Source organism: Streptomyces fagopyri, assembly GCF_009498275.1.
Classification (GTDB): domain Bacteria; phylum Actinomycetota; class Actinomycetes; order Streptomycetales; family Streptomycetaceae; genus Streptomyces; species Streptomyces fagopyri.
Genome location: NZ_CP045643.1, coordinates 1072945 through 1096360 on the forward strand (window position 1 = coordinate 1072945; position 23416 = coordinate 1096360).

Genomic DNA, 23416 nt, shown 5'->3' on the forward strand with positions numbered 1-23416 from the left:
GGGGCCGTGGGACGGCGGCCGCGCGTTCGCCCGGAATCCGGACTCACAGGACTGGGCCGACTCCCCCTACCGAACGGACCCTGAACCGTGGCACCTGACCGAGAACGCCCTGTGCATGGTCGGCATTCCTGAGACGATCGCTCAAGTCGTCGACATCCGCCGGTGCGAGCAGCCCCAGGATGTGGGGTGGACGCCTCGCCCCCACCTCAACTGACCCCTGCTCTGAATGGGCTTGTGAAGCAGGCCGGCCGCCGGCCGTACCTGGCGGCAGGCGGCAGGCGGCAGGCGGCAGGCGGCACTGGGAACCCCGGTCTCCCTCCGTGGGCACGCACTGCCCCGCACACCCGCCGACCGCTCCGACCGCAGTCGGGCAGGTGCACGGAGGAAAAAAGTCAGACGGTGGTGTCCGCCTTGCCGGGGTCGCTCGGGTGCGACTCAAGAGGGGTGACGACGGACGTCATCCAGGACCACAGCGGCAAGGTGCTCAGGATCCTGTCACGCAACTCGGCCTCGTCGTTGGCCCGCCACAGGGCGATGCTGCGCATCTCACCCACCGGACGCCAGATCCGGACCAGGTGGCCGGAGGCGATCAACTCGACGGCCCGGGCGGCCTCCGCGGCGCGACGGCGGTCGACCTCGGCCGTCTCGGTTCCGTCGGGAATGTTGGTGGTGACCTCGATCAGGAACTCTTTCACAAGCCAGCCTTTCTCTGATGTGCGAAAAGACACCGCGGCCTAAGCCGTGGTGGGTCGGGTGCGATAGAAATCGGCCGCGGTGAACGTGGCGGGCACGCCCAGTTCGGCGGCGACCGCTTTGACGGCCGTCTCGGCGGTGGCGAGGTCCGCCTGACCGTCGATGCCGAACGACGGGGCGATGAACCTCTCGTAGTGCGCCCGGACTTCCTCTTCCGTGTGTCCGTTGAGGAAGGCCTGGAGATACCTGACCGTGGTGTCGGGCTCGTCCCGGATCACCCCTAGCGCGCGCCGGTGGGCCAGCACGACGGCCTGGACCGCGGGGTCCTCCGGATCGGTGTAGGTCGGGTCGACGGACACACCGACCGTCGGGATCTGGAAGAGGTCACCGGCGAAGGCCAGCACCCGCCAGCCGTTCTCGGCGGCCACGGCTTCGGGCACCAGGGTGTCGCCCACCACCGCGGCGTCGATCGTGCCCTCGCGAAGCCTGCGCAGGTCCATGCCGTAGTCGCCGGGTGCACGGACGATGGTCTCGACATCGCGGTCCGGGTCCAGTCCGGCCTGGCGCAGCATGATGCGGGTGAAGCAGCCGGGCCCGGTGTGGCGCGGATGCACGGCCAGACGCTTCCCGGCCAGGTCGGCCAGCGAGTCCAGGCCGGGCCGGGCGAGGAACCAGAACTGGGGCTGCTGGGTGTTCACATTGAGCGCGACCCATGGGATGCCGCCGACCAGCCGGGACAGCAGTGTCCGGCCCAGGCCGATGACGGCGCCGCGGCGCAGCCGCTCCGGATCCCAGATCGAGCCGTCCCGCAGGGCGACGTGGACACCGGCGTCGGCGTAGAAGTCCTGCTGGTCCGCGATGTAGGTGACCAGCTCCTCGTGGGGACCGCGCCCCACGTAGGCGAGATCGATCGTGTGCATGAACGCCTTCCTCAAAGGTGGCTGTGCCCTGTAGGCGGTCCGCCCGCCGGCGCATCCGGGCGGGCCCGGCGGAGGTGTGTCCAGGACGGGGGTGTCGTCGCAAGGACGTCCTGTCGCGGCCCGGCCGGAATGATGCCGATGGCGTGGATGCGCCACATGTCCGCTGTGCGGATGTGGGTGGCCCGGCGGGCCGGCCGCCGACCGTGCGGGGCGCTGGAAACCCGGGAGCTTCGGGGCGTCGAAGGATCTCCCGCACGGCTGGGCAAATGCGGCAGACCGGGCAAATTCCCGAGGGTGTGGGTGATCGGCAGCACTGTACACGCCGTCGCCGGTGCGGCTGGACATGCGAGCGAAACTCCCGATGAGCGGCGGATTCCTTGATCGACTCCCGTTGGCCGAGGTCTCTTCGCGGCCCCTCCGGGCTCGGCCGGGGTCTCGTCACTCTCCGGTCATGCGCGAGCAATTCGCCTCCAAGTTGCCTTCAGGTGAAGCGATCTGGCGATGTGTCAGGCCTGTGCGCCGGTCCTTCGGTCCGGTCGTCGACGTCCCGGCGCCAGGGCCCCGGGACGAAAGGGCCTTCCCAGGAAGTCCCCAGGCGAGTCTTGACGTCGACGAACACCCTACCTATGGTCGTTCCAAATGCTGGCGCGAGTTCGAGATAATGAACACGGGTGGTCAAAGATGACTCAGCAGGTGCGGGCTCTGGCAGGAACGCGGGTGATCGACGCCGCAACGATGGTTGCGGGCCCGCTGGGCGCGTCGATCCTGGCTGACTTCGGTGCCGACGTGGTCAAGGTGGAGCCCATCGCAGGGGACGAGTCCCGTACGTTCGGCCCCGGCCGGGACGGTATGAGCGGTGTCTACGCCGGGGTCAACCGGAACAAGCGGGCGATCGCACTCGATCTGCGCACGGAGGAGGGCCGGGAGCTCTTCCACGAGCTGTGCGCCGGCGCCGACGTGCTGATCGAGAACATGCTGCCCACGGTGCGCGCCAAGTTCGGCCTGACCGCCGAGGAGCTCCGCGAGCGCCACCCCCACCTGATCTGCCTGAACGTGAGCGGCTACGGTGACAGCGGCCCGTCGGCCGGCCGGCCCGCGCTGGATCCCGTCGCCCAGGCCCTCACCGGCATGATCCAGGGCACCGGGGACCCCGACGGCCGCGGCATCAAGGCCGGTCCGCCGGTCGCCGACAGTTCGGCCGGATACCTTGTCGCCGTCGCGGCCCTGGTCTCACTCTTCGCCAGGCAGAAGACCGGAGCCGGCCAGAACGGCTCGGTGTCGCTGGTGGCCTCGCTGTTCCACCTTCAGTCACCGTGGCTGGGCCAGTACATGCTGGCCGACTACGTGGCACCGCGCGTCGGCAACGCGAGCAACTTCTACGCGCCGTACAACGCGTACGCGACACGCGACGGCGGGGCCGTCCACATCGTCGCCTTCAACGACCGGCACTTCGAGCGGTTCGTGAAGGCGGCCGGCGCCGAGCACCTGCTCGACGACGAGCGGTTCACGAACGCGGCGAGCCGGCTGGCCCACCGCGAGGAACTCGACGTGGTGCTCGCTCCCTGGTTCGCCGAGCGCGACCGGGACGACATCGTCACCCTGCTCACCGACCAGAACATCATCTGCGCCCCGGTCCTCGCGTACGACGAGGCCGTGGATCACCCCCAGATCCGCGCGCTCGAGATGGTCGTCGGCTTGGAGAGCGAGGCACTCGGCGAGGTCCGGGTGCCGGGCCTGCCGATCAAGCTGTCGGACACTCCGGGCCGTGTGGAGCGTCCGCCGACCGCCCTGGGCGAGCACACCGCCGAGCTTCTCAAGGAGCTCGGACACAACGACCAAGACATCGCACGGCTGCTGGCCGCGCGCGTCGTCCGCTGAACACACAACGTCCTGAGACGGGAGCATCACATGAAGGTTGGTATCAGGATCCCCGGTGCCGGTCCCTGGGCCGGACCGGACGCGATCAGCGAGGTCTCCCGCTACGCGGAGAAGATCGGCTTCGACTCGCTGTGGATGACTGACCACGTGGCCCTGCCCACGAAGGTGGAGACGGCCTACCCGTACACCGCCGACGGCAAGTTCCTCTGGGCGCCCGAAACCCCCTACCTGGACTGCCTCACGGCGCTGACCTGGGCCGCGGCCGCGACGGAGACCGTCGAGCTGGGCACGTCCTGCCTGATCCTGCCGTGGCGCCCGCTGGTGCAGACGTCGAAGACGCTCGTGAGCATCGACGTCCTGTCCAAGGGCCGGCTGTCCGTCGCCATCGGCGTCGGCTGGATGAAGGAGCAGTTCGAGGCGCTGGGAGCGCCCTTCAAGGACCGCGGGCGCCGGGTGACCGAGATGGTCAAGGCCATGCGCCAGATGTGGACCGAGGACGAGGTCTCCTGGGACGGCGACTTCTACAACCTGCACGACTTCATGATGTTCCCCAAGCCCGTGCGGGGCACGATCCCGGTCTGGTTCGCCGGCTACAGCGAGGCGTCGCTGCGCCGTATCGCCGCGATCGGTGACGGCTGGCACCCGCTGGCCGTGGGCCCGGAGGACTACGCCGGCTACCTCGCCACGCTGAAGTCGTACGTGGCGGAGGCCGGCCGTGACATGAGCGAGATCACGCTCACCGCGCGCCCGCTGCGCACGGCGCCCTACAACGCCGAGACGATCGAGGCGTACGGCGACCTCGGTGTCACGCACTTCATCTGCGACACCTCGTTCGAGCACGCCACGCTCGACTCCGCGATGGAGGAGCTGCAGGCCCTCGCCGAGGCGGTCCTGCCGACCGCGCACCGCCTCCCCTGAGGCCCGAACGAAAGAGAGCCGATCATGCGTGCACTGACCTCCAGTGTTCCGCTGGTCCTCGGTGACCAGCTCACGGACGCCTCGAACGGAGCCACGTTCGAGACCGTCAACCCCGCCGACGGCAGCGTCATAGCGAAGGTCGCCGAGGCGACCGTGGACGACGTCGCCCGCGCCGTCGAGGCCGCGCGAGCCGGCGCCAAGGCCTGGCAGCGGATGCGCCCCTCGCAGCGCACCCGCCTGATGCTGCGCTACGCGGCGCTCATCGAAGCGAACAAGGAGCAGCTCGCCGAGCTGCAGAGCCGCGACATGGGAAAGCCGATCCGCGAGTCCGCGAAGATCGACCTGCCGGTCATGGTCGAGACCGTCGAGTACTTCGCCGGCCTGGTGACCAAGATCGAGGGACGGACGACCCCCGCCCCCGGCCGCTTCCTGAACTACACGGTGCGCGAGCCGATCGGTGTGGTCGGTGCGATCACCCCGTGGAACTTCCCCGCCGTGCAGTCGATCTGGAAGATCGCGCCGGCGCTGGCCATGGGCAACTCCATCGTCCTGAAGCCGGCGCAGCTCGCGCCGCTCGTGCCGGTGGCGCTGGGTGAGCTGGCCCTGGAGGCCGGCATCCCCCCCGGTGTCGTGAACGTCCTGCCGGGCCGCGGCTCGGTGGCGGGCAACGCACTGGTCCAGCACCCGGGCGTCGGCAAGATCACTTTCACCGGTTCGACCGAGATCGGCCAGGAGATCGGCCGGATGGCGGCGGACCGGCTGATCACCACCTCCCTGGAGCTGGGCGGGAAGTCGGCGCTGGTCGCGTTCGCGGACGCGTCCCCGAAGGCGGTCGCCGACGTGGTCTTCGCGGCCATGTACGGCAACCAGGGTGAGACCTGCACCGCGCCCAGCCGGCTCCTGGTCGAGCGTCCGATCTACGACGAGGTCGTGGAGCTGGTCAAGGCACGGGTCGACGCGGCCCGGGTCGGCGACCCGCTCGACCCCGAGACGGAGATCGGCCCGCTGGTCAACGCGGCGCAGCGCGACTCGGTTCACTCCTATGTGGTGTCGGGTGCCGCGGAGGGCGCTCGTCTGCTGGCGGGCAGCACCGAGGCTCCGGCAGACGGTCCGGGCTTCTTCTACCAGCCGGCGCTGTTCGCGGACGTGGCCCCGGACATGCGGATCGCCCGCGAGGAGATCTTCGGTCCCGTCCTCGGTGTGCTGCCGTTCGAGGGCGAGGAGCAGGCGATCGAGCTGGCGAACGACACGATCTACGGCCTCGCGGCCGGCGTGTTCACCCGGGACGTCGGCCGGGCCCTGCGCTTCGCCGGGACGCTGGACGCCGGGAACGTGTGGATCAACAGCTGGGGCGTGCTCAACCCGGCCTCGCCGTACCGCGGGTTCCGCCACAGCGGCTACGGCAGTGACCTCGGTCGCAGCGCGATCGAGAGCTTCACGAAGGAGAAGAGCGTATGGGTACGTCTGGACTAGCGCCGCAGGGCGCCGACGTCCCGGTCGTCGCCCGACTGCGCGAGCTGCGGGGCCTCGCCCGGTGGTCACCCGCCGCGGACTACTCGATCGTCCAGGACGCGCTCTTCGCGCAGGATCCGGACGCGGTGGCCGTGCTCACGGCCGGACCGCAGGAAGTCGGCGAGATCACGTTCGGCGAGGTCCAGGAGGCCGCGCTGCGGATCGGTGACGTACTGCGGGCGCAGGGCGTCGATCCGGGCGACCGGGTCGCGCTCTACCTCGACCCTTCGCCGGCCGCGGCGGAGGTGGTCTTCGGAGTGCTGGCCGCCGGGGCGGTGCTGCTGCCGATCCCGCGGCTCATGGCCGGCGGCTCGGTCTCGCACCGCCTGAGCGACTCAGGGGCGAAGGTGCTCGTCACCGACGGGCTGGGCCTTGAACGGCTGCGCTCGACGGGCTGCGACATCGAGGGCCGTGCGGTGCTGACGGTCGACGGTTCCGAGGGGAAGGGGATCGCCGGGCGGAAGGTCGACGACCACTCCGACGCACCCTGGCCGGCCGGTCCGACGCACCCCGCCCTGCTGATGTACACCTCGGGCACCAGCGGTCCGCCCAAGGGCATCCTGCACGGCCACCAGGTGCTGCTCGGCCATGCCGGAGTGGACTACGCCTTCGAGTTGTTCCAGCCCGGGGACGTCTACTACGGGACGGCCGACTGGGGGTGGATCGGTGGCCTCATGCTGGGGCTCCTCGTCCCGTGGTCGTTCGGCGTCCCGGTCGTCGCGCAGCGGCAGACGCGTTTCGATGCCGATGCCACGCTGGAGCTGTTCGCGCGGTGCGGCGTCACGACCGCCTTCCTGCCGCCCTCCGTCCTGCGCCTGTTGCAGGCGAACGGCCGGGCGCCGGAGCGCAGGCTGCGTGCCGTCGTCACCGGCGGCGAGGCGGCGGGACGTTCGGAGATGGCGTGGTCCCGGCTGCACCTGTCGCAGGCCGTGAACAAGGCGTACGGCCAGACCGAGGCGAACGGTCTCATCGGTGACTCGGCGGTGCTGGGCTCCGTCGACGACGACACGATGGGCGCCCCCTACCCGGGCCACACCATCGCGCTGCTCGGCGAGGACGGCCGGGAGGTCGCCCACGGTGAGGTCGGCGAGATCGCCCTGCGGCTTCCCGACCCGGTCGCGCTGCTGGGGATCTGGGATGCGAAGACGGAGGGCCCGGTACCTCCGGCCGGCGAATGGCACCGGACCAACGACCTGGCCAGGCGTGCTCATGGACAGCGCCTGGAGTACCTGGGCCGCGCGGACGACGTCATCAAGAGCCGCGGCTACCGGATCGGCCCCTCGGAGATCGAGGACGCCCTGGTGAACCACCCGTTGGTGGCCGAGGCCGTCGCGGTCGGCATCCCGGACGACAAGATCGGTCAGCGGGTGAAGGTCTTCCTGCGGATCACCGGCGGCGAGACCGGCGGCGAGGTCGGGGAGGCGCTCCGCTCGGAGCTGTGCGACCTGGTGGCCGCCACGGTCGGGCCGCACGCCAGACCCCGTGAGTTCGAGGTGGTCTCCTCGCTGCCGAGGACGGAGACCGGGAAGCTCCTGCGGCGCGCCCTCGCTCCGGCCCCGCACTGACCGGCCCGCTCCGGCGGCACTGCCGCCCGAGAGGGCGCCCCGGCGGCGTCCGTACCCGGACGGCACCTACAGACACACATCAACGTACGCACACACGTCACGTACAGACACACATCACGAGAGGGACCACCTATGCGTAGATTCTGGCATGTCGGTCTCAACGTCACCGACATGGACCGCACCATCGAGTTCTACCGGCTCGTGGGCTTCGAGGTCGTGCAGGACAAGGAGCTCGAAGACGCCAACCTCGCGCGGGCGTTCATGATCGAGGAGGGCAGCAAACTGCGCTTCGCGCACATGCGCCTGAACAACTCGCCCGACGAGGCGATGCTCGACATCATCGAGTGGCGCGACGTGCCGGTGACCCGCGAGCGGTCCATCGCCGACACCGTCAACCCCGGCCTGTGCCGCTTCTCGATCCTCACGGACGACATCCAGGGCGAGTACGACCGCCTGAGCGTCGCGGGCGTCAAGTTCCTGCACACCCCGCAGACCGTCATGGCCCCCGACGGGGTGAACGGATGGAAGATCCTCTTTGCGGCGGACCCCGACGGTACGCTGTTCCACTTTGTCGAGTTGGTAGGGGACTCAGCCAAGCACTGAGGCTTCCCTGACCGGAAAGCAGGAGACGTGGCGAAGGAGCCTTCCGAGTCCGGCGACGGGGTCGTCCACGACGATGCCGAGCAGGCAGCCGAGGTTCTCGTGCCGGCGGTGTCGCGCACGGTACGGGTACTCGACCACCTGGTCCGGCATGTCGACGGGGCGACGGTCACCGAACTCGCCAAATCGTGCGGGCTGGCCAAGAGCACGGCGTCGAACCTGATCCGGACGATGGTCAGCGAAGGTCTCATCGAGTACGACTCCGACACCCGGCGTTACAACCTGGGACCGCTGCTCGTCGAGTACGGCGTGGCAGCGGTCACCAGGACCACCCCGGTCGCCGAGGCGCGGCCGTTCATGGAGCGGCTGGCCGAGCGGACCGAGCTGGCGTGCCTCGCGATCTCGCCGATGCCCGACGGGCACTTCACCGCGATCGCGAAGATCGAGAGCCGCAAGGACATCAAGATCACCATCGAGATCGGCTCCCGGTTCGACCGGGACGCGCCGCTGCTCAGCCGGCTGACGGACGCGTGGCATGACGTCGTGCCGGCCGCGGACGACGACGCGCGCCGCGAGGAAGTGCGCTCCCGCGGTTTCGGAGTCGTCTTCGGGGAGTACGCCCCCGAGCTGAATGTCATGGGTTTCCCCGTCTTCGACCGTGACGGGCAGCCCTGCCTCGTGATCAGCCTGCTCGGCATGGGAACGGATCTCACGCCGCAGGACATCGACGAGTTGGCCCCTTACCTGGTCACCGCCGCGCGTGCCATCACGGTGCGCAGCGGCGGCCGGGTACCGGCCGACTACCCGGAGGCCGGCCCGGAGCGATCTGCCGGCTGACCCCATCAGACCCACAGGACCGGCGCCCGCACCGCCGGTCCTGTGAACCCGCACCGCCGGTCGCGGGCACTTCTTGAGGAGCACGAACCATGGACAGCCACACCATCGCCGTTGTGGGAGGTACCGGACCACAGGGCAAGGGCCTGGCCCTGCACTTCGCCCGCGCCGGCCACAAGGTCGTCATCGGGTCGCGCTCGGCCGGGCGCGCCGAGGAGGCCGCGGCCGAGATCCGTGCGCGTGTCGGCTCGGCCGTCGACGTGCTCGGCCTCGACAACAAGGGGGCCGTCGAGGCGGCCGACGCGGTCCTGATCGTCGTGCCGTGGGACGGCCACGAGGAGCTGGTCGCGGCGCTCGCGCCGGTGCTGGCGGGGAAGCTGGTAATCAGCTGCGTCAACCCGCTCGGCTTCGACAAGCGCGGTGCGTACGGCCTGGACGTCGAGGACGGCAGCGCCGCCGAGCAGACGCAGAGGCTCGTGCCCGACGCCGTGGTCGTCGGCGCCTTCCACCACCTGTCCGCCGTCTCCCTGTGGGAGGCCGAGGGTCCCCTCGGGCACGAGGACGTCCTGGTGGTCGGTGACGACAGGGACGCCAAGGAGAAGGTCGCCGCCCTCGCCGCGACGATCACCGGCCGCCCCGGCATCGACGGCGGGGTCCTGCGGCTTGCCCGTCAGCTGGAGCCGCTCACCGCCGTCCTCATCAACATCAACCGGCGCTACAAGACCCGTTCGGGCGTCTCGGTCTCCGGGATCCCGGCATGATCCTCGAACTGCGCGAGTACACCGCGCTGCCGGACCGGACCGAGGACCTGCACCGGCGCTTCGCCGACGAGACCCTCGACCTCTTCAGGGAATTCGGTCTCGATCTCAGGGGTTTCTGGCACGTCGTCGACGACCGACGGCGGATCTACTACCTGTGTGCGTTCGAGGATGTGAACGCGGCGGTTGAGTTCTGGGATGCCTTCAGGGCGGATCCGCGGTGGATCGGGCTGAAGGAACGCAGTGAGGCCGAGGGCCCGCTGATCGAGGAAATCGTGAGCACGTACCTCACCGAACCCGAGTACATGGCGGCTCATCGCTGATTTTCCGGCGGGGCCGCATGCGGTCGCGCATACGGCCCCGCCGTGACCGGCCGGCGGACGTCCAAGCCCCGGCCGGAATGGATTCGCCATTCCCATTTTTTCATTGCCGTGGACACTGTTCACCATCGTGAATCGAGAGTCGATGATCAAGGGCATTCAGCTACACGCCTGGGCAGGTGGACCGAGCATGGTCGAGGTCGCCGAGGTCGCCGCTCGGACCTTCGAGACGATCTGGGTCACCGACCAGATGCAGTCGCGAGGAGTGGGCGCCGTCCTGGGGGCGATCGCGGCCAGGACCGGTGCGGGTGTCGGCACGGCGGTGACGTTCCCGTTCGGGCGAAACCCCCTGGAACAGGCTTCCACGATGGCCACGTTGGCCGAGTTCATGCCGGCCGGCCGCCAGGTGAGCATGGGGATCGGCACCGGCGGTGGACTGGTGAGCGCTCTGATGGAGCGGCAGCAGCCCGTCGGCCGCGTCGCCGAACTCATCAGGTTCTGCCGCGCGCTCTGGCGGGGTGAGAGCGTCCGCATGGGCGACTACCCCCTCACCTGCGCGGACCTGGGCCTGCGTGCGGAGGGCCGGGCGTCCCTCGACTGGGTGGACGACCCCGCGGTCCGGGTGATCGTGGCCGGCACGGGTCCCAAGATTCTTGAGATGGCGGGCGAGTTGGCCGACGGTGTGATCTGCGCGAGCAACTTCCCGTCACACAGCCTCGCGGCCTTCCGCAGCGGCCAGTTCGACGCGGTCAGCAACCTCGACCGCCTCGACGCCGGCCGGGAGCGCAGCGACCGCCCGGAGCTGACCCGTATATACGGGGTGAACGTGTCCGTCTCGGCGGACCGCGACCGCGCCAACGCCGCCGCCCGCCGGCAGGCCGCCCTGATCGTCTCCCAGCAGCCGCACGAGAGTCTGCAGCAGGTCGGCTTCGAACAGTCCGACTACGCGGCGACCCGCGAGGCCGTCCACACCGGCCGGGGCATCGCCGCCGCGGCCGAACTCCTGCCCCAGCACGTGGCCGACCAGCTCGTCATCTCGGGAACCCCTGGCGACTGCATCGCGTCGCTCGCCGAACTCCTCGAGTACGCCCGCGGGGCCGGCTTCACCGAGGCATACGTCGGAGCCCCCGTCGGTCCCGACCCGGCGGAAGCCGTGGACCTGCTCACCACCGAAGTCCTCCCGGAGCTCATATGAACGCCGTCACGGACGAGACACCGCTGTGCCTGTCGGAGACCGGGGGCGGCGTCGCGACGGTGACGCTGAACCGCCCCGACGCGCGCAACGCCATGAACATCCCTCTGCTCCAGCAACTGGTCGCGGCGCTCAAGGGCGCCCGCGAACAGGGAGTCGGCGTCCTGCTGCTGAAGGCCGAGGGCCCGGCCTTCTGCGCGGGTGCCGACGTGCGGTCGGACGACGGCACCGCGATGGGCCGGCCGGGCCTGCGCCGGCAACTGATCGAGGAGGCGTGCGACCTCGTCGAGGCGTTCCCCGCCTCGGTCGCCGCCGTACAGGGCCCGGCCGTGGGCGGTGGATGGGCCCTGGCCGCCGCCGCCGTGGTCACTCTGGCGGCTCCGGGCGCGATGTTCCGCTTCCCGGAGCTCCGGCTGGGCTTCCTGCCCCCGGACCAGACGGTCCGCCGCCTGCGAGCCGCTGTCGGTCCCGCCGCGGCGTTCCGGCTGCTGGTGGCAGATGAACGTTTCACCGGGGACGACCTGGCCCGGCTGGGCCTGGTCGACGTGGCCGGGGCCGCGGACCTCGGCCACCGGGCCCGGCACCTCGCCGAGCAGTTCGCGGCCGCGCCGTCGGATCTTGTCCAGACCCTTCGGACGGCTCTCACCACCTGATTCCCCCGCGGCGACCGCACCGTTCGGACCACCCGATCCACCGGCCGCCCGATCCCCTCCGGAAAGGCGACAACCATGAGTGCGAACCCCTTCATCGAGTCCGAGGACCAGGAGCAGTTGCGGGCCACGGCCCGCGCGGTGATCGCACGGCACGCTCCCCAGCGTGACGTGCGGATCTGGGACGAGGAGGGCTCCTACCCCGAGCACCTCTACCGCGAGATCGCGAAGCTGGGCTGGTACGACATCGTCGCGGACGACGAGCCCCTCGACGGCATGGCCGGCCTGCTGATCGCGCTGTGTGAGGAGGTCGGGCGGGCCAGTTCGGACCTGGTCGCGCTGCTGAACCTGAACATCAGCGGGATCCGCGACCTGATCCGCTGGGGCACCGTCGAACAGCAGGAGAAGTACGCCGAGCCCGTGCTGCGCGGCGACGGCCGGTTCTCCATCGCGGTCTCGGAGCCGGACGTCGGCTCGGACGCGGCGAGCGTGGCGACGACCGCGGAGCGCGTCGAGGGCGGCTGGCTGCTGAACGGGCAGAAGACGTACTGCGAGGGCGCGGGGATCCCGGGCACGGTGATGGAGCTGTTCGCGAAGACCGGCGACAGCGGCCGCAAGCGGGATGACCTCGCCGTGTTCCTGGTCCCCTCGGACCACCCGGGTGTGGAGATCCGCCGGATGCCGGCCCTGGGCCGCAACATCAGCGGGATCTACGAGGTGTTCCTCCACGACGTCCTGGTCCCCGACGAGGCCCTGCTGGGCGAGCCCGGCCAGGGCTGGCAGATCCTCAAGGAGCGGCTGGTCCTGGAGCGGATCATGATCAGCTCGGGGTTCCTGGGCAGTGTCGGACAGGTCCTGGACATGACGGTCGAGTACGCCAACGAGCGCGAGCAGTTCGGGAAGACGATCTCCTCGTACCAGGGTGTGACGCTGCCGCTCGCGGAGATGTTCGTCCGCAAGGACGCGGCGCGCTGCGCGGTGCAGCGGTCGGCGGCGTTCTTCGACGCGGGCCTGCCGTGCGAGACGGAGAGCACGATGGCGAAGTTCCTGTGCGGGCAGATATACGCCGAGGCATCGGCACTGGCGGTCCAGCTGCAGGGCGCGTACGGCTATGTCCGCGACCACACCCTGCCGATGCACCACTCGGACGGAATCATCGCGCGGGTCGTGGCCGGCCCGCCGTCGGTGCAGCTGAACTTCATCGCGCGGTCCATGGGCCTGCGCGGCAACTGACCATGCCTGAGCGTCCATGTGAGGAGACCGCGGTGACTTCCGCACCCGTACGCCGTGCACTGGCCAGGGCCAGGGCGGGCAAGAACATCGACCGCCGGGAGGCGGCGGCCCTGCTCGGGGCGCGCGGCGACGACCTGGCCTCGCTGTGCGAGGTCGCCGGGTCCGTGCGCTCCGCGGGTCTCCTCGACGCGGGGCGGCCCGGCATCGTCACCTACAGCAAGAAGGTGTTCGTACCGCTCACCCGGCTGTGCCGGGACCGGTGCCACTACTGCACCTTCGCGACCACCCCGGGCCGGGTCGAGGAGGCCTATCTCACGCCCGGGCAGGTCCTGGACATCGCCCGCGAGGGTGCCCGACTGGGCTGCAAGGAGGCCCTGTTCACGCTCGGGGACCGGCCGGAGGACCGCTGGAAGGCCGCCCGGGAGTGGCTGGACGCGCACGGCTACGAGGACACCCTCGCGTACGTGCGGGCGATGGCGATCCTGGTGCTGGAGGAGACCGGCCTGATCCCGCACCTGAACCCCGGGGTGATGAGCTGGACGGAACTGCAGCGACTGAAGCCCGTCGCGGGGTCGATGGGCCTGATGCTGGAGTCGACGGCACGGTCGCTGTGGTCGGAGCCGGGGGGCTGCCACTACGGCTCCCCGGACAAGGACCCCGCGGTGCGGCTGCGGACCATCGAGGACGCCTCCCGCAGCAGTATCCCCTTCACGACGGGGATCCTGATCGGTATCGGTGAGAGCGCCGAGGACCGGGTCGAGTCGATCCTGGAGATCCGCCGCATCGCCCGGCAGTACGGGGCGGTCCAGGAAGTGATCGTGCAGAACTTCCGGGCCAAGCCGGACACGGCGATGAAGTCGGTGCCGGACGCGGACCTGGAGGAGTACCTCGCGGCGATCGCGGTCGCGAGGATCCTGCTGGGGCCGAAGATGCGGATCCAGGCCCCGCCGAACCTGTCCGACCCGAACGAACTGCGGCTCCTGCTCGCGGCCGGCGTCGACGACTGGGGCGGCGTGTCGCCCCTGACACCCGATCACGTCAACCCCGAACGGCCCTGGCCGCAGTTGGAGCGCCTCGCGGAACTGACCTCCGGGGCCGGATTCGAACTGCGCGAACGCCTCGCCGCCCAGCCGGAGTACATCCGCGCGGGCAGCCCGTGGGCGGACGCCCGCGTCCAGCCGCACCTGCGGGCACTCGCCGACCCGGACACCGGGCTTGCCGCCGACGTGCTGCCGGTGGGCAGGCCGTGGCAGGAAGCCGCCGCGGCCGTCTCGTCCGGGCGTACCGACCTGCACACCGCGATCGACCGGGAGGGCCGCCTCACCACCGCGCGCGGCGACTTCGACAACGCGTTCGGCGACTGGCAGGTCCTGGCCGACCAGGTCCACAACCTCCCCACCGGGGTCCGTGCGGGTGCGCCGGAGCGCCTCGACAGCGACGTCGCCGACGCCCTGCGGGCGGCCGAGCGGGACCCTGCGGGCCTCACGGACGCGCAGGCGTTGGCGCTGGCGTATGCGGACGGTCCCGGGCTCGACGCGATGTGCCGGATCGCGGACCAGGTCCGCCGGTCCGCGGTCGGGGACACCGTCACCTACGTGGTGAACCGGAACGTCAACTTCAGCAACGTCTGCTACGTCGGCTGCCGGTTCTGCGCGTTCGCGCAGCGGGAGACCGACGCGGATGCCTACCGGCTGTCGCTGGGCGAGGTCGGCGACCGCGTCGAACAGGCCTGGGCCGTGGGCGCGACCGAGGTGTGCATGCAGGGCGGCATCGATCCCGCCCTGCCCAGCAGCGTCCACCACGACCTCGCCCGCGCCGTCAAGGAACGCTGCCCCGACATGCACCTGCACGCGTTCTCCCCGATGGAGATCATCAGCGGCGCGTCCCGGATGGGGATCTCCGTCTCCGAGTGGCTGGCCGGCGCGCGCGAGGCGGGGCTGGATTCCGTGCCGGGCACCGCGGCGGAGATCCTCGACGACGAGATCCGCTGGATCCTGACCAAGGGCAAGCTCCCCGCGGCGGAGTGGATCCGGGTGGTGAAGACCGCGCACGGACTGGGGATCCCCACGACCGCGACCATGATGTACGGACACGTCGACGAGCCCCGGCACTGGGTCGGGCACCTGCGGACTCTGGTCGACATCCAGCGGGAGACGGGCGGGTTCACCGAGTTCGTACCGCTGCCGTTCGTGCACCACTCCTCCCCGATCTACCTCGCCGGGATCGCCCGGCCGGGCCCCACCCACCGGGACAACCGGGCCGTCCACGCCCTCGCGCGCCTGCTGATGCACGGGTACATCGACAACATCGAGTGCTCGTGGGTCAAGCTGTCGCCCGACCAGTGCGAACAGATGCTGCGCGGGGGCGCCAACGACCTGGGCGGGACGCTGATGGAGGAGACCATCAGCCGGATGGCGGGCTCGACGAACGGGTCGATGAAGACCATCGCGGACATCGAGGCCCTCGCCGCAGCCGCCGGCCGGCCGGCCCGGCAGCGCTCGACGACCTACGGCCAGGTCAGCGCGGAACGCGCCGAAGCGGCCCGCAGGTTCGACACGGAGGTACACCGGGTCGTGCCGCTGAGTGTCGGATTCGTACGATGACCACTGGCCGGCCCGGCCGCGCGGCCGGGGGCGCGCACGGCCGGGCCCACCACCCCGCCGACAGGGGCGGACACCGCGACAACCGTGCGCGCCGTGAGGTGCGTTGGGCCGTTGTCGTCCCGCAGAAGGACCTCCGCCTGGCGAAGAGCCGCCTCGCACTCGACTCGCGTGACCGGCAGCGGGTCGCGAGCGCCCTGTTCCGCGACACCGTGGCCGCCGCGCAGCACACGCCTGGCGTGGCCACGGTGATCGTCGTCGTCGACCGGATCCAGGACCTCGAACCCGTCGCCGGCCTCGGTGTCGGACATGTCCTCGGGACCGGCCCGGGTCTCAACGAGGCCCTGCGCCAGGGCGAACTGGCCGCCCGTGCCGGCCACCCCGGGTGCGGTGTCGCCGCGCTCCCCGCCGACCTGCCGCTGATCGAACCCGCGCTCCTCGGCCGGGCCCTGACCGAGGCCGGGGCCCACGACCGGGCTTTCCTACCCGACGCGGACGACGAGGGCACCACGCTCCTCACCGCGCGCCCCGGACACGCGCTCGGTCCCGTCTACGGAATCGGCTCCCGCGAGGCCCACCGCCGTTCCGGCGCCGTCGAACTGACCGGACCCGGCCTCGCCGCACTGCGTTACGACCTCGACTGCCTCGCCCACCTCGCCCTCGTGCCACCCCCGGCACGACACACCCACCTTTCCGAGGTCCTCGCCCGTCTGCGGCCCGTACCGTCCCTCGTGGACGCTTCGTACCTCCCCGGCGCCCCCGGCCCCCCCGGCCTCTCGGGCCGTGCCACGCCGCCGGGCGTCGGACGTCACCCGCCGCAGTCATGAGAACGGCCTTGGCGGCCGGAGAGATCGAGGGTGCCCGGCCGCCAAGGCCGTTTTTCTTCGGGGATGGCTCTCTTTACGGGTAGTAGTGCGTGAGGGACTCCGCGACGCAGGCGGGCTTGTCGGATCCTTCGAGTTCGAAGGTGAAGGCGCGGTGCACCTGGACGCCGCCCCGGCTCACCTCGCGCACCTCGGTGATCTCGGCGCGCAGGCGGATCTTGCTGCCGACCGGCACGGGCGCGGGGAAACGCACCTTGTTCACACCGTAGTTGAGGGCCATGCCCACGCCGGTGACCTGGAGGAGTTCCGCCACCATCGGGATGCCCCAGCTGAGCACCATGTAGCCGTGCGCGATGGTGCGCCCGAACGGGCCCGCGGCCGCGCGCTCGACGTCGGTGTGGATCCACTGGCCGTCGCCGGAGACCGCCGCGAAGGCGTCGATGAGCTCCTGAGTGACTTCCCTCCACTCGGAGTGTCCGAGATCGCGGCCGGCCAGCTTCGCGATCTCCGGTATGCCGTTGGCGGTCAGTGTCACGATGGACTCCGATTTCCTTGGTTCAGTTCCTGGTTGGATGACGGCTGGCCATCGGCCGATCTGTGCCCTGGGGTCCGGCGGGACGTCAGCCGGTGATGCGTTCGAACACCGCGGCCAGGCCCTGGCCTCCGCCGATGCACATCGTCTCCAGGCCGTAGCGGGTCCCCCTGCGGTGCATCTCGCGCACCAGGGTGGCCAGGATCCGGGCGCCGGTCGCCCCGACGGGGTGGCCGAGGGAGATGCCGGAGCCGTTGACGTTGATCCGCTCGTGGTCGGCGTCGGTCAGACCCAGCACCCGTGTGCAGGCCAGTACCTGGGCGGCGAAGGCCTCGTTGAGCTCGATCAGGCCCATGTCGGTGAGCGTGAGCCCGGCCCTGTCCAGGGCCTTCCGGGTGGCCGGCACCGGGCCGATCCCCATGGTCTCGGCGGGCACCCCGGCGCGGGCGAAGGACACCAGTCGCACCAGCGGGGTCAGGCCCAGGCGCTCGGCCGTGGCACGGGTGGTCACCAGGCAGGCGGCCGCCGCGTCGTTCTGACCGCTGGCGTTGCCCGCGGTGACGGTCGCCTCCGGGTCGGACCTGCCCATGATCGGCCGGAGTGCGGCCAGTTGCTCCGCCGTCGTGCCGGGGCGGGGGTGTTCGTCCTCCGCCACGGTGACCTCGCCCTTGCGGGTGCGCACCGTGACGGGGACGATCTCGTCCTTGAACAGCCCGGCCGCCATGGCGGCAGCGGTGCGCTGCTGGGAGCGCACGGCGAGGGTGTCCTGGTTCTCGCGGGAGATGGAGTAGGTGCGGCGGAGGTTCTCCGCGGTCTCGATCATGCCCCCGGGAACGGGGTGGTTGACGCCGCCGGCGGTGGCCCGGCCACGCGCCAGGGAGTCGTGGAGTTCGAGACTCGGCGTCCTGACGCCCCACCTGACGTCGTGGGTGTAGAAGGGGGCCGCGCTCATGACGTCCACCCCGCCCGCGACGACGACATCGCTGAAGCCGCTGCGGATCTGCATGGCGGCGTCGAGGACGGCCTGGAGGCCCGATCCGCAACGGCGGTCGACCTGGACGCCGGTGACCGAGTCGGGCAGCCCCGCGTCGAGGGCGGCGACCCGCCCGATCGCGGGGGCGTCGGAGGTCGGGTAGGCGTGGCCGAGGATCACCTCGTCGATCCGCTCGGGATCGATCCCGGTGCGGCCGACGATCTCGGCGATGAGGAGCGCCGCGAGACCGGCCGGACGCTGGTCCGCGAGCGCGCCGCCGAAGCGGCCGATCGGTGTGCGCAGCGGCTCGCAGATGACGACATCGGCTTGTTCGGACATGCGACTGCCTTTCCCTGGTGGGGGAAGTTCTACGGCGGAACCGTTCCCACCGAGCCTCGCACTCCGGCACCAGGAAGATCCAATATCTGATTCACGCCGGACTCGGACGGAAATCGTCTAGGTGCTCAGGGTGGGGGTCGGCAGCGCCTCCTCGGCCACGGCGAGGACCGAGTGCAGCGCGGCCGAGGGATTGTCCGTACGCCAGGCCAGCGCCGCCTGGAGCCGGATGGGCGGCCCGGCCAGCGGGCGGTACACCAGGCCGGTCTGCTGGACGTGCAGGCAGGACGTCAGGGTCAGCGTCACCCCGACTCCGGCGGCCACCAGCGCCAGGATGGTGTGGGAGTCCGGAGCCTCCTGGACCACCCGCGGCGTGAACCCGGCCGTGCCGCAGACCTGGAACGTGGCGTCGCGCAGGCTGGACCCGGCGTTGGCGGGGAAACTCACGAAGGGCTCCTCGCCCAGGGCGGCGATCGGGATGCGATCGCGCTGGGCCAGGGGGTGGTAGGAGGGCAGCGCGCAGATCATCTCCTCCTCCCCGATGACCCGCAGTGTCACACCCGCGGGAGTGGCCGAGAGCCGGACGAAACCGAGGTCCAGAGAGCCCTCCGCGACGCCCGCCAGGGCCGCGTTGGCGTAGGTCTGGCCCTTCAGGACCAGCTCGATGCCGGGGTGGACGGCCCTGACGGCCCGGGTCAGCCGGGGCAGGCTCTCATGGCTGGAAGCGCCGGCGAAGCCCACGGTCACACGCCCGTACTGGCCCAGCCCGGCGGCCCTGGCGGCCCGGGTGGCCAGGTCGAGGTCCTTGAGCACGGTACGCACCGGCTCCAGGTAGGACTGGCCGGCACTGGTGAGCCTGACCGAGCGGGTACTGCGCTCGAAGAGCTGGACCCCCAGCTCCTTCTCCAACTGCCGGATCTGCTGGCTCAGCGGTGGCTGGGCCATCTGGAGCCGCTTGGCGGCACGGCCGAAGTGCAGTTCTTCGGCGACGGCTACGAAGGCGACCAGGCGGCGCAGTTCCATGGTGGTTCCCACTGTTCCGACTCCGGGAGGAATCCCGGTCATTCATCGAATGAACGTCTTAAAGCGTGTGCCATTTAGTATTGGACAATAATGGATTACGGCTGGCAGCGTAAGACCGTCCGCCGAACCGATCCGCGCAGCTCCCGCCTCACGTCAGGGGACGGGCGTTCCGGCGTGCCACACCGGCGGACACGTCCGTCCGCCTCGGACGGCGGCCGGTTCGCGCGTTCGGTCTCCCCGGAGTGGAGAGGTCGGGCCGACAGGGCCCCGCGGGGGTACGTCGGCGGTGGGTGGTCACCGCGCCCGGGCCGCGATACGCAGGGTGGCAACGGGTCCCCGGCGCGGGAGGCAGGGAGTGCCGGCGTTCCGCCGGCGGCCGCGGACCGGAGCGGCCAGGTCAGCACAACGGATCCGGCTCCCGCGCCACCGGAGCGGGAGCGGAGATCCGAGAACCGAGAGGGAGGCGAGATCCACATGCGCATCAGGATTGTCGGCGCCGGAGCCATGGGCCGCGGCATCGCCCAGTGGGCGGCGGTCGCCGGCCACACCGTCGAACTCGCCGATGTACGGCAGGAGGCCGTCGGCGAGGCCGTCGTCTTCGTCCAGCGCATGCTCGAACGCGCCGCCCAGAAGCAGCGGATGACCGACGAGGCCGCCGGAGCCGCTTCGGCACGGCTGCTGTCGGTGGGCTCGCCGGCCGCGCCGGGCGACGACGTGGGACTGGTCGTCGAAGCGGTCCGCGAGGACCTGGCCACCAAGACGGAACTGTTCCGGCAGCTGGAGGACATCCTGCCCGCGGGCACGGTCTTCGCGACCAACACGTCCTCGCTGCCGGTGACACAGATCGCGTCGGGACTCCTTGATCCGTCCCGCCTCTGCGGCCTGCACTTCTTCAATCCCGTACCGCTGATGAAGATCGTCGAGGTCATTCCGGGCGCGCTGACCCGCCCCGAGATCCCCCGGACCCTCGTCGAACTGGTCCGGGCCACCGGACACGCCGCGGTAGTCGCCTCGGACACCCCCGGCTTCCTGATCAACCACGTCGGCCGCGGCCTGATCACCGAGGCGTTCGCCCTGCTGGAGGAGTCCGTCAGCGACACGACGGGCATCGACCGCATCGCCCGCGACGTACTCGGACTGCGCATGGGCCCCTTCGAGCTGATGGACCTCACCGGCCTGGACGTGACCGCCGCGGTGACCGACTCCATCTGGCAGGGCTTCCGGCACTCCGACCGGCTGCGCCCCTCCTACCTCGCTCCCAACCGGGTGGCGGCGGGCCTGCACGGCCGCAAGACCGGGCGCGGCTTCTACGCGTACGGCCCCGGCATCCCGGCCCCCGCCGACCTGCCGGAACAACCCGTCACCGGTGATCCGGGCCGGCCGGTGTGGGTCGCCGGCGAGGGCCGGGACGGCGACACACTGCGCACGGTGCTCAGCGAGTCGGGGGCGGCCCTCGAAAGGGCATCCGCGCCCTCGGAGCAGGCTCTCGTGCTGTGCCCGGTCTGGGGAACGACCGTCGCCTCCGCGATCGCCGAGGGCGGCCTGCCGGCCGAGCGCACCCTGGGCGTCGACCCCCTGTCCCTCACCGTCCGTCGCCGGGTGCTGGCCATGACCCCGGCGTCCGACGGGACCGCGGTGCGCGACGCGCGCGCGGTGCTGGCACGGGCGGCCGGCGGTGCAGAGGCCGTTCCGGTGTCCGTCGTGCGCGACACGGCGGGGTCGGTCGCCCAGCGGGTGCTGGCGTCGATCATCTCGGTGGCGGCCTCCGTCGCGGAGCGTTCCCTCGCGGCCCCCGGCGACATCGACCTAGCCGTCACGGCGGGACTCGGCTACCCGGTCGGCCCGTTGGCCTGGGGCGACCGGATCGGGGCCCGGCGCCTGCTCGCCCTCCAGGAAGGGCTCCACCGCAGCACCGGTGACCCCCGCTACCGGCCGACCCGCTGGGTCACCGAGCGCGCGCATCTCGGCCTGCCGCTCACCGAACCGGGCGCCGTCCCGCCGGGCGCCGACGCCTGAGGCACGCGCCCCCTCCCGCTTCCGGGAACGGATCGCCGGGGCGCGCACCCCGGCACGACGAACGAATCGCACGACAACGCACGACAACGCACGAGCAGAAGGAAGAACAGTCATGACCCTGAGGATCACCGTCTGCGTGAAATACGTGCCCGACGCGACAGGCGACCGGCACTTCGCCGACGACTCGACGGTCGCCCGCGAAGACGTCGACGGACTTCTCTCGGAACTCGACGAGTACGCGGTCGAGCAGGCCCTCCGGATCGCCGACGAGTCGGACGACGCGGAGATCACCGTACTGACGGTGGGTCCCGAGGACGCCAGGGAGGCGCTGCGCAAGGCACTGTCCATGGGCGCCGACCGCGCCGTCCACGTGGAGGACGACAACCTGCACGGCACGGACGCGCTGGGCACCTCGCTCGTGCTCGCCAAGGCCATCGAGCACATCGGCTACGACCTCGTCGTCTGCGGCATGGCCTCCACGGACGGCGCCATGGGGGTCCTGCCCGCGCTGCTGGCGGAGCGCCTGGCCGTCCCGCAGGCCACCCTGCTGTCCGAGGTCTCGGTGGCCGGCGGTCAGGTCACGGGCCGCCGGGACAGCGACGCGGCGTCCGAGCGGCTTCAGGCGTCCCTGCCGGCGGTCGTGTCGGTGACCGACCAGTCGGGTGAGGCCCGTTACCCGTCGTTCAAGGGCATCATGGCGGCCAAGAAGAAGCCGGTGGACTCCCTGGACCTGTCGGACCTCGGCATCGACCCCGACGAGGTGGGCCTCAAGGGCGCCTGGACCGCGGTGGAGGCGGTGGCCGAGCGCCCGGCCCGGACCGCGGGCACGATCGTCCAGGACGAGGGCGAGGGCGGCAAGCAGCTCGCGGAGTTCCTGGCGGCCCAGAAGTACATCTGAGCCCGGCCGACACCCACCCGTCCACGTCCTTCTTCTTCATCCGCAGGAGACACGTCCATGACCCACATCCTCGTGTACGTCGACCACGTCGACGGAGCAGTGCGCAAACCCACCCTCGAACTGCTCACACTCGCCCGCCGCCTGGGCGAGCCGGTCGCCGTGCATCTCGGCGCCGGCGCACAGGCCGCCGCCGAGATCCTGGGTGACCACGGCGCGGTCAGGATCCTCGCGCACGACGCCCCCGAGTACTCCGACTACCTGGTGGCCCCCAAGGTCGACGCGTTGCAGGCCGCCTGCGCCGCCCTCTCCCCGGCCGTGGTCCTCCTGCCGTCTTCGGCCGAGTCCAAGGAGATCGCCGCCCGCCTGGCGCTGCGCGTCGGCGCCGGCCTGATCACCGACGCCGTCGACGTCGAGGCGGGCCCCGACGGCCCGGTCACCACGCAGTCGGCGTTCGCCGCGGCCTTCACCACCCGCTCGCGCGTGACCCGGGACGTCGCGGTCATCACCGTCAAGCCCAACTCGGCCCCGGTGGAGGCCGCCCCGGCCGCCGGCACGGTCGAGGAGCTGGCGGTGGACTTCGCGGACCGGGCGACGGGCACCAGGATCACCTCGCGGACCCGGCGCGAGTCGACGGGACGCCCGGAGCTGACGGAGGCGGAGACCGTCGTCGCCGGCGGCCGCGGTGTCAACGGCGCGGAGAACTTCCGGATCATCGAAGCCCTGGCCGATTCGCTCGGCGCGGCGGTGGGCGCGTCCCGCGCGGCCGTCGACTCCGGCTGGTATCCGCACGCGCACCAGATCGGCCAGACGGGCAAGAGCGTGTCGCCGCAGCTGTACGTCGCGGCGGGTGTCTCGGGCGCGATCCAGCACCGGGCCGGCATGCAGACCTCGAAGACGATCGTGGCGATCAACAAGGACGCCGAGGCACCGATCTTCGACCTGGCCGACTACGGCGTGGTCGGCGACCTGTTCGAGGTCGTGCCCCGTCTCACGGAGGAGATCCGGGCCCGCAAGGCCTGATCGCGTCGAGACCCGCGCACCGCGGGCGGGCGTACGACACCAAGGGGAACCCCTCCCGTTCGCCCCAGCTCCCTGAACCCCCGAAGGCACTGACAGCGACACCGCACATCGATGTCAGTGC

The 23416-nt window shown here is 71.0% G+C and carries 21 protein-coding genes; 16 read left to right on the forward strand and 5 right to left on the reverse strand.

Annotated elements, in window-relative coordinates; genetic code table 11:
* Window positions 1–392: 392 nt before the first annotated feature.
* Together GFH48_RS04545 and GFH48_RS04550 are read right to left on the reverse strand one after the other, a co-directional pair.
* Window positions 393–695 (reverse strand): muconolactone Delta-isomerase family protein, encoded by a 303-nt coding sequence (locus GFH48_RS04545; protein WP_153287013.1) that lies wholly within the window; start codon window positions 693–695, stop codon window positions 393–395.
* A 39-nt stretch (window positions 696–734) separates the two neighbouring features.
* Complete coding sequence (locus GFH48_RS04550; protein ID WP_153287014.1) at window positions 735–1613, reverse strand: ABC transporter substrate-binding protein; 879 nt, start codon at window positions 1611–1613, stop codon at window positions 735–737.
* Window positions 1614–2294: 681 nt separating this feature from the next.
* Here GFH48_RS04550 and GFH48_RS04555 point away from each other — a divergent pair.
* The 13 genes from GFH48_RS04555 (at window position 2295) to cofC (ending at window position 16500) form a co-directional block, all read left to right on the forward strand.
* On the forward strand, window positions 2295–3491 hold the full coding sequence (locus tag GFH48_RS04555; RefSeq protein WP_228120350.1) for a CaiB/BaiF CoA transferase family protein: 1197 nt from the start codon (window positions 2295–2297) through the stop codon (window positions 3489–3491).
* A gap of 30 nt (window positions 3492–3521) precedes the next feature.
* Window positions 3522–4409 (forward strand): TIGR03619 family F420-dependent LLM class oxidoreductase, encoded by an 888-nt coding sequence (locus tag GFH48_RS04560; RefSeq protein WP_153287016.1) that lies wholly within the window; start codon window positions 3522–3524, stop codon window positions 4407–4409.
* A 24-nt stretch (window positions 4410–4433) separates the two neighbouring features.
* The gene (locus GFH48_RS04565; RefSeq protein ID WP_153287017.1) at window positions 4434–5882 is read left to right on the forward strand and encodes an aldehyde dehydrogenase family protein; all 1449 of its coding nucleotides are present in this window, start codon (window positions 4434–4436) and stop codon (window positions 5880–5882) included.
* A complete protein-coding gene (locus tag GFH48_RS04570; protein ID WP_153287018.1) occupies window positions 5864–7486 on the forward strand; it encodes an AMP-binding protein in 1623 nt (540 codons plus the stop codon). The genes GFH48_RS04565 and GFH48_RS04570 overlap by 19 nt, the downstream gene beginning before the upstream one ends.
* A 132-nt stretch (window positions 7487–7618) precedes the next feature.
* The gene (locus GFH48_RS04575) at window positions 7619–8089 is read left to right on the forward strand and encodes a VOC family protein (RefSeq protein ID WP_153287019.1); all 471 of its coding nucleotides are present in this window, start codon (window positions 7619–7621) and stop codon (window positions 8087–8089) included.
* 27 nt (window positions 8090–8116) lie between these two features.
* Window positions 8117–8923 carry an IclR family transcriptional regulator gene (locus GFH48_RS04580; protein ID WP_153287020.1) on the forward strand — a complete coding sequence of 269 codons (807 nt, stop codon included), beginning with the start codon at window positions 8117–8119 and terminating at the stop codon, window positions 8921–8923.
* A gap of 89 nt (window positions 8924–9012) precedes the next feature.
* Window positions 9013–9681: an NADPH-dependent F420 reductase gene (gene npdG / locus GFH48_RS04585; protein WP_153287021.1), complete on the forward strand. Its 669-nt coding sequence runs from the start codon at window positions 9013–9015 to the stop codon at window positions 9679–9681.
* Window positions 9678–10001 carry an NIPSNAP family protein gene (locus tag GFH48_RS04590; protein ID WP_153287022.1) on the forward strand — a complete coding sequence of 108 codons (324 nt, stop codon included), beginning with the start codon at window positions 9678–9680 and terminating at the stop codon, window positions 9999–10001. Before npdG ends, GFH48_RS04590 begins: the two co-directional genes overlap by 4 nt.
* A 187-nt stretch (window positions 10002–10188) precedes the next feature.
* Complete coding sequence (locus tag GFH48_RS04595) at window positions 10189–11193, forward strand: LLM class flavin-dependent oxidoreductase (protein WP_228120358.1); 1005 nt, start codon at window positions 10189–10191, stop codon at window positions 11191–11193.
* On the forward strand, window positions 11190–11843 hold the full coding sequence (locus tag GFH48_RS04600; protein WP_153287023.1) for an enoyl-CoA hydratase/isomerase family protein: 654 nt from the start codon (window positions 11190–11192) through the stop codon (window positions 11841–11843). The genes GFH48_RS04595 and GFH48_RS04600 overlap by 4 nt, the downstream gene beginning before the upstream one ends.
* 75 nt (window positions 11844–11918) lie before the next feature.
* Window positions 11919–13073, forward strand: a complete 1155-nt coding sequence (locus tag GFH48_RS04605) for an acyl-CoA dehydrogenase family protein (protein WP_153287024.1) — start codon at window positions 11919–11921, stop codon at window positions 13071–13073.
* Window positions 13074–13075: 2 nt separating this feature from the next.
* Complete coding sequence (locus GFH48_RS04610) at window positions 13076–15676, forward strand: bifunctional FO biosynthesis protein CofGH (protein WP_153287025.1); 2601 nt, start codon at window positions 13076–13078, stop codon at window positions 15674–15676.
* Entirely contained in the window at window positions 15673–16500 is an 828-nt protein-coding gene (gene cofC / locus GFH48_RS04615; RefSeq protein ID WP_153287026.1) for a 2-phospho-L-lactate guanylyltransferase, read from the forward strand. Before GFH48_RS04610 ends, cofC begins: the two co-directional genes overlap by 4 nt.
* A gap of 73 nt (window positions 16501–16573) precedes the next feature.
* Here the strand turns inward: cofC and GFH48_RS04620 are convergent, their stop codons facing one another.
* From GFH48_RS04620 to GFH48_RS04630, 3 genes are all read right to left on the reverse strand, one after another.
* Complete coding sequence (locus GFH48_RS04620) at window positions 16574–17032, reverse strand: MaoC family dehydratase (protein WP_153287027.1); 459 nt, start codon at window positions 17030–17032, stop codon at window positions 16574–16576.
* 85 nt (window positions 17033–17117) lie between these two features.
* Complete coding sequence (locus GFH48_RS04625; RefSeq protein WP_153287028.1) at window positions 17118–18341, reverse strand: acetyl-CoA C-acetyltransferase; 1224 nt, start codon at window positions 18339–18341, stop codon at window positions 17118–17120.
* Between the two features lie 117 nt (window positions 18342–18458).
* Window positions 18459–19361 carry a LysR family transcriptional regulator gene (locus GFH48_RS04630; protein WP_153287029.1) on the reverse strand — a complete coding sequence of 301 codons (903 nt, stop codon included), beginning with the start codon at window positions 19359–19361 and terminating at the stop codon, window positions 18459–18461.
* Between the two features lie 474 nt (window positions 19362–19835).
* Between GFH48_RS04630 and GFH48_RS04635 the strand changes: the two genes are divergently transcribed.
* From GFH48_RS04635 to GFH48_RS04645, 3 genes are all read left to right on the forward strand, one after another.
* Complete coding sequence (locus GFH48_RS04635) at window positions 19836–21377, forward strand: 3-hydroxyacyl-CoA dehydrogenase (RefSeq protein ID WP_153287030.1); 1542 nt, start codon at window positions 19836–19838, stop codon at window positions 21375–21377.
* Between the two features lie 112 nt (window positions 21378–21489).
* Window positions 21490–22275 (forward strand): electron transfer flavoprotein subunit beta/FixA family protein, encoded by a 786-nt coding sequence (locus GFH48_RS04640; protein WP_153287031.1) that lies wholly within the window; start codon window positions 21490–21492, stop codon window positions 22273–22275.
* A 57-nt stretch (window positions 22276–22332) separates the two neighbouring features.
* Complete coding sequence (locus GFH48_RS04645; protein ID WP_153287032.1) at window positions 22333–23295, forward strand: electron transfer flavoprotein subunit alpha/FixB family protein; 963 nt, start codon at window positions 22333–22335, stop codon at window positions 23293–23295.
* The last annotated feature ends 121 nt before the right edge of the window (window positions 23296–23416 follow it).

What these genes read in the sequence shown, in the direction of transcription:
- GFH48_RS04605 (WP_153287024.1), top strand. Translation starts at nt 11,919, where the DNA reads ATGAGTGCGAACCCCTTCATCGAGTCCGAGGACCAGGAGCAGTTGCGG.
- GFH48_RS04600 (WP_153287023.1), top strand. Translation starts at nt 11,190, where the DNA reads ATGAACGCCGTCACGGACGAGACACCGCTGTGCCTGTCGGAGACCGGG.
- GFH48_RS04560 (WP_153287016.1), top strand. Translation starts at nt 3,522, where the DNA reads ATGAAGGTTGGTATCAGGATCCCCGGTGCCGGTCCCTGGGCCGGACCG.
- GFH48_RS04640 (WP_153287031.1), top strand. Translation starts at nt 21,490, where the DNA reads ATGACCCTGAGGATCACCGTCTGCGTGAAATACGTGCCCGACGCGACA.
- GFH48_RS04645 (WP_153287032.1), top strand. Translation starts at nt 22,333, where the DNA reads ATGACCCACATCCTCGTGTACGTCGACCACGTCGACGGAGCAGTGCGC.
- GFH48_RS04550 (WP_153287014.1), bottom strand. Translation starts at nt 1,613, where the DNA reads ATGCACACGATCGATCTCGCCTACGTGGGGCGCGGTCCCCACGAGGAG.
- GFH48_RS04635 (WP_153287030.1), top strand. Translation starts at nt 19,836, where the DNA reads ATGCGCATCAGGATTGTCGGCGCCGGAGCCATGGGCCGCGGCATCGCC.
- cofC (WP_153287026.1), top strand. Translation starts at nt 15,673, where the DNA reads ATGACCACTGGCCGGCCCGGCCGCGCGGCCGGGGGCGCGCACGGCCGG.
- GFH48_RS04575 (WP_153287019.1), top strand. Translation starts at nt 7,619, where the DNA reads ATGCGTAGATTCTGGCATGTCGGTCTCAACGTCACCGACATGGACCGC.
- GFH48_RS04590 (WP_153287022.1), top strand. Translation starts at nt 9,678, where the DNA reads ATGATCCTCGAACTGCGCGAGTACACCGCGCTGCCGGACCGGACCGAG.
- GFH48_RS04565 (WP_153287017.1), top strand. Translation starts at nt 4,434, where the DNA reads ATGCGTGCACTGACCTCCAGTGTTCCGCTGGTCCTCGGTGACCAGCTC.
- GFH48_RS04570 (WP_153287018.1), top strand. Translation starts at nt 5,864, where the DNA reads ATGGGTACGTCTGGACTAGCGCCGCAGGGCGCCGACGTCCCGGTCGTC.
- GFH48_RS04555 (WP_228120350.1), top strand. Translation starts at nt 2,295, where the DNA reads ATGACTCAGCAGGTGCGGGCTCTGGCAGGAACGCGGGTGATCGACGCC.
- GFH48_RS04625 (WP_153287028.1), bottom strand. Translation starts at nt 18,341, where the DNA reads ATGTCCGAACAAGCCGATGTCGTCATCTGCGAGCCGCTGCGCACACCG.
- GFH48_RS04595 (WP_228120358.1), top strand. Translation starts at nt 10,189, where the DNA reads ATGGTCGAGGTCGCCGAGGTCGCCGCTCGGACCTTCGAGACGATCTGG.
- GFH48_RS04610 (WP_153287025.1), top strand. Translation starts at nt 13,076, where the DNA reads ATGCCTGAGCGTCCATGTGAGGAGACCGCGGTGACTTCCGCACCCGTA.
- GFH48_RS04630 (WP_153287029.1), bottom strand. Translation starts at nt 19,361, where the DNA reads ATGGAACTGCGCCGCCTGGTCGCCTTCGTAGCCGTCGCCGAAGAACTG.
- npdG (WP_153287021.1), top strand. Translation starts at nt 9,013, where the DNA reads ATGGACAGCCACACCATCGCCGTTGTGGGAGGTACCGGACCACAGGGC.